The organism is Wolbachia endosymbiont of Drosophila leontia (assembly GCF_028981785.1).
GTDB classification, from domain to species: domain Bacteria; phylum Pseudomonadota; class Alphaproteobacteria; order Rickettsiales; family Anaplasmataceae; genus Wolbachia; species Wolbachia pipientis.
This window is the reverse complement of the sequence record NZ_JAPQLK010000023.1, coordinates 1-5,395: the sequence shown is the minus strand read 5'-3', so window position 1 is coordinate 5,395 and position 5,395 is coordinate 1. Positions and strand designations below refer to the sequence as shown.

Genomic DNA, 5,395 nt, shown 5'->3' with positions numbered 1-5,395 from the left:
ACCAGCTTGCAAATGATTGTCCTTTCCTTCATTTCTCTCCTATTACGAAGATTTTAAACAGGTTCTTATAGTGTCTTTAAAAGCTGGAGGAACAGGACTTAATTTAACAGCAGCAAATCATGTAATACATTATGACTTATGGTGGAATCCAGCAGTAGAAGCACAAGCAACAGATCGGGCCTATCGTATCGGGCAAGAACGTAATGTTATGGTGTACAGGCTACTTTCAACAGGTACATTTGAAGAGCGTATTGATGAGATGATTCAAAGCAAGAAGGAATTAGCAAACCTAACTATAAGTAGTGGCGAGAGTTGGATTACAGAATTTAACAACGATCAATTAAGAGATTTAGTTAATATAAAAAATGCACTATAGAACTTATAAAGTTTATATGTTGCTGTATTCAAAAAAAAATCAAAAATTTTCTGTTTTTTCTACTTACAACAGGTTATACAAAACTTAAGTAGAGAAATTTTTTTATGATGTACGAGATGATTTTTTGACTGATTTCAATACTGTAAAACCATAGCAGTTAGATGTATACACCCTATTGTTGCGGCCTGTTTGTATGAGCTTATACCATATATTTATGCCTTTTCCTCTATCGAAGCGGTCTTGAATAGCAATGATTAGGATATTCTGTAGTGTTAATTGACTTTTTATACTATTTGCATATAATTGTACGTAAATAATGTTGTTAATTATATAAAATCTATTATGAGTATTGAAAAGCAGAAGCTAGACATTGAAAATATTGTTAAAGCGGGAAAAAAAGTATATCTAGGATACCTTTTGCTAGATATAATTAATGATAAAAAAAACAGTTATTTTACTATAAATAACAAGAGGGGCTTATCATTAAATGAATACGTAACAGAGTCAATTAAGGAAGAAAAGGCAGATAAATTTTCTAAGCAAGTAAAGATAGGAAAAAAGAATTGCAAAATTCATATAGAAAAAAACTCTGATGATAAATATGATGTAAAGATTACTGGTACTATAGTATCTGACCGTGAAGATTCAGGTTATGAAAGTGATAGCAGTCAAGGAACTCAGACTCAAAACATTGAGTTTAAACCGAAAAATAAGTATAATGACGATGATTTCCTTGATTTATGTAGTTCACATGAATTGACGTTTAGTTGTGATAATAACGGTAATTATGCTTTTAATACTAAAATAGATGAGCATATTATCGGTGGATTAGACAAAATTGATCTCTACCCAATACATATATCCAACCTTTATCAAATGATAAATTATGTAAATGGTGATACAAAAAATCCTGATGTATTAATTGCTATGGCAACAGGATCTGGAAAATCATTTACACAAGCACTATGGACTTTTGTATTAGATTTAGCAGGTTATCATGGAGTCTGTGCAGTTCATCAGGATGCTTTAGCACATCAACTAAGAGAAGATTTTTGTAGGCTATTACCAAAAAGTATCACTGATAAAGTCAAATTAGGTGATAAAGGTAAAATTGATAATATAGATCCTAATTCACATATCATCACTACTCATGATATTCTATTCAAAGAAAAATCAAGTGAGTTTGAAACTATATTCATTAAAAATAATAAATGGTGGATTAGTGTTGATGAAGCACATAAGGCAACTGAGATAGAACTATATAAAAGAAATATTGAAAATTTAAAAAATCCTATCGCATTTTTAACTGCTACACCTTCAGAAGTCATTGCTAAACGAGTTGGTTGTATTATAAATCTTTCTCTTAAAGAAAAAGAAGAGCGGGGTATTTCTAAATCACCTGCTGTAAAAACTAGAACAGCAAAAAGCCGTATCCAGGCAGCTAAGAAGAGATCCAAATTTAATTTTGGAGAAAGGATAGCACTATGGTTTGCTAGTATTATCGAGAAAGAAAGATTGAGCTCAGCACATGAATGCATTGGTAGCATTGAGGAATGTGTAATCTATAGAAAAACTACTGATCCTTTTTATGTATCAGATGGTAATGAAGGTGATATTAGAAAAAGCATAAGATGGAATGTTCATCTTCCAATAGGGGAGAAGTTTCTAGGTTTGGTTGGACGCGGCAGTCATGACTCAGTAGTCAATTTTCATCTCATGCTAAATGGTAATCAGATTGGTAGTGCATACGAAAATGGAAATAAAATTTCTCGTGAAAATGTATATGATTTTTTTGGATTAGGCGCCTTATCTGATCATGGAGAAAGATTAGATGAAGCATATTTGCAAAAATATGAAGAATCAAAACAAGAGTTGAGAAAAGCAGGTTTATGTAATTATTTGATTGATCATCATGGGTATGATTCAAATAAAGCAGAAAATTTTATAGAGAATAACGTAGACTATTCTAATAATGCTGCAAAATATCAAGAATTTCATGTTCTACATGGTATCATTGAAAATACTATCTCATATCTCACTGGTTATGATAGTATTACTTTAGATTACAAAAGACGCCACGATTTAGACTCATTAGTTAAAGAAGTTAAGGCAAAATTATCATCCAAAAATATCGGAGATACTAGAAAGCACATATCAAAAGATCTGGTTAGTGAAGGTATTCCACAAGATATAGCTGAGGGTATAGCAACTCGAGAAAGAACAGTTTTATCGGCTTTATTACAAGCCAGGGGTGACGATGCATTCCTTAAAATGATTGTTGATAATTGGGCACTTGATAAAAGAATTCATAACCAATATTTAGGGACAGATAACTGCTCCTATAGTCCTCTTTTAGCATTACAAGAATTTTGTCAAAAGCATAAAACTATCTTTTTAGTTAATGGTTTACAAAAGAGTGCTACAAAAGTTGAGGATAATAAGCCATTTTTTAACTTAAAAGAAAAAAGCTTTAAACTATCTGATGATAATCATGATAAAGAGAAGAATCTTACAAAACATAAATTAAGTACTATAGAGGCGTTAGATGATACAACGAAACAATATTATTATGAACCTAATTATTGTTCTGCAGAATACACTGAAAAAGTAGTTGATAAGCTGTGTAAGAAGGGGCTTATAGGCTCTTATATTACTAGCGAAAAGACTACTGGATTTAATGATCTAAATTTATGTAGTGTTGGCCTTATCACAGACAAAACAGATGACAATATTAACGATCCTGCTGAAATTATACAGGCTTTTGGTAGAAATAGAGGGTTAAATTGGGCAAAACAGCCAATTTTTTATCTTGTTACAAAATCAGGAGTAAAAGTAAGTTTTGATGTTAATGAGCTAACAAGAAATGGCTACATTAAAGCTCTAAATAAAGCTGATAAGAAACATCATAAAGAATTAGTGAAAAGACTTGGATCTAAGATTGCAAAACAAATACAAGATTATATTGATATAAATACTGAGCCATCAGGAGAAATTCATTCTAATCATTTAGAAAATAAATTAATTGAAATTATCTGGAATGAGTATGAGGATTTATACAATCAAAATAATCACGATAATCAAAAGACAAAAAACGATTTTATTGATGTTCTAAATGATACATATAAGATACTTTATTCTTATAGAGATAATATAAAAAAGAATTATCATCTGCCTACTTCAGCTCACGTGATAACTTTCATTTTAGAATTTATCACAAAAATTGTCTACTGGTTCAAAACGCATTCTTCATACAAAGAGTTTAAACAAGAAGTAAAAAAACTAGAAAATAACGAAAAAAAAGATGAATTGATAAATGAAAGAGCGTACGCACATATAATTCAAAATTATAAATATAAAGATATTATTAGCAATGGATTGGCATTGAAGAAAATCCTTTCTTTAACAGGAGATAAGGTTAAAAGTAGCACAGATTTTATAATGGAAAATCTACATGAATTCGCAAAAGAAGAAAGAAAAGAAGAATTGAACCAACTAAACCAGACTATAAAAACTTTATTAAATAAATTAGTTGTAACTACTGGTCTAAGTAAAGAGCAGAAAGAACGAATAACTCAGTACATTAATGAGAAAAATTCATGGGCTAAAGAAGTATATGATCACGCGCAGTCATTATTTTCGAATGATCAAAAGATTGGTTCAAATGATATATCTAGTATAATATTTAATCTGATTTCAAGTGACTCTACAATTAAGCAGTATTTAGAGAAGGAAAAAATTACAAAAGAGAAATTTTATGTTAATGTTCTTAATGGCCTATCTATTTTTACAGAATTGCAAAATTCTCCTCTAATAAAAGAGTTAACTAGTTGTAATTGTGAAAATGTTATAGATAAAGATAAGGCAGAACAATACACTGTAAATAGTATAGCTCATTATTTTCAGTCTAAAGTTTACCAAAAATTACTTAATGATTTCATATCACCGCTTAAAGAAGAGCACTTACTTGCTATTTTAAGTGCAGTTTATCCAGAAGATAATGCTAATAAAACAGAACTAAATAGTGAAAAATTGAAAAAAATCTTGGAGTTTAAGAAAGGTATAGATGATGAAGAACGATTTAGAGAAGTAGTTAAAAAATGTGGAGATATAGAAAAAATACAGGATATTCAAGAGAGTATATATAAAGTATGCTTTGAAATTCTACACTGTTATTGTTACTATCAAAACATGTCTGAAAAGGGTGATCTGTATTGCAGTGATAAAAATAATATTATTCCTAGAGACAAGAATCTGGCAACACCGGAGTTATATAAAAGAACAAATAATAAGAAAAATTCAATATGGGGTTATAGCAGTAGAGGCTCTGATTTTGATATAGGCATGATGTGCAATAAGATTCAATTTATCAGTGGTAGTCTTAAGTCATTTGATGATACTAGTGAAATAGATCTTTTAGATCAAATACAGAAGGTTCAGCATGGACAAGAGGCTGCAGATAATCTTCAACTATTTAATAGAGCTCTTAAGTATCCTAAAAACAATACGACTAGTACAAATAGAGAAATAGAAAAAGTAGCATCAAAACTAGGTGATTTGAAGCCATTAACAAGTAAGGATTATGACAATGCTGTGCAGCAGGTACGTTCAGCTTTTTCTCCCCCAGCTACTTAACTTGATCACGAAGAGTGTTCAATAAACCGTACGCGGCCAAGTTAAGGAAAAGTGTGACTTAAGGCTGAAAAGCCAACCTTTGTACTCTTGCCGCGCTCTGCAATACCGGAAAAACTTTGTTTCTTATGATCTTTTTGGCTGGCAAACTGCAATAAAAGTTGAATCTATTGCATTTTTAGTATTCGAATAAACAGCATTAATTTTGATGAAGTAGATCTAATTTTAAAAATAAACGTTTTCGACCGGTAATTGCGTTTCTAAGAACCTGTTAAGGATCTCGAAAATATGAGGTAAAATAAGCATAGTTAAGAAAGAGATATATCTATGCAAAAAAGCTATCCAAGCGATATAAGTAAAGAACAATTTGAAAAAATTAGACCAATACTG

At 30.5% G+C, this 5,395-nt stretch carries 2 protein-coding genes; both read left to right on the top strand.

From position 1 onward, the window contains the following. Nucleotides 1-16 precede the first annotated feature (16 nt). A complete protein-coding gene (locus tag OZD63_RS00755; protein WP_274979591.1) occupies nucleotides 17-376 on the top strand; it encodes a helicase-related protein in 360 nt (119 codons plus the stop codon). Nucleotides 377-718: 342 nt separating this feature from the next. After that, nucleotides 719-5,008: a DEAD/DEAH box helicase family protein gene (locus OZD63_RS00750; RefSeq protein ID WP_275007830.1), complete on the top strand. Its 4,290-nt coding sequence runs from the start codon at nucleotides 719-721 to the stop codon at nucleotides 5,006-5,008. Nucleotides 5,009-5,395: the final 387 nt, after the last annotated feature.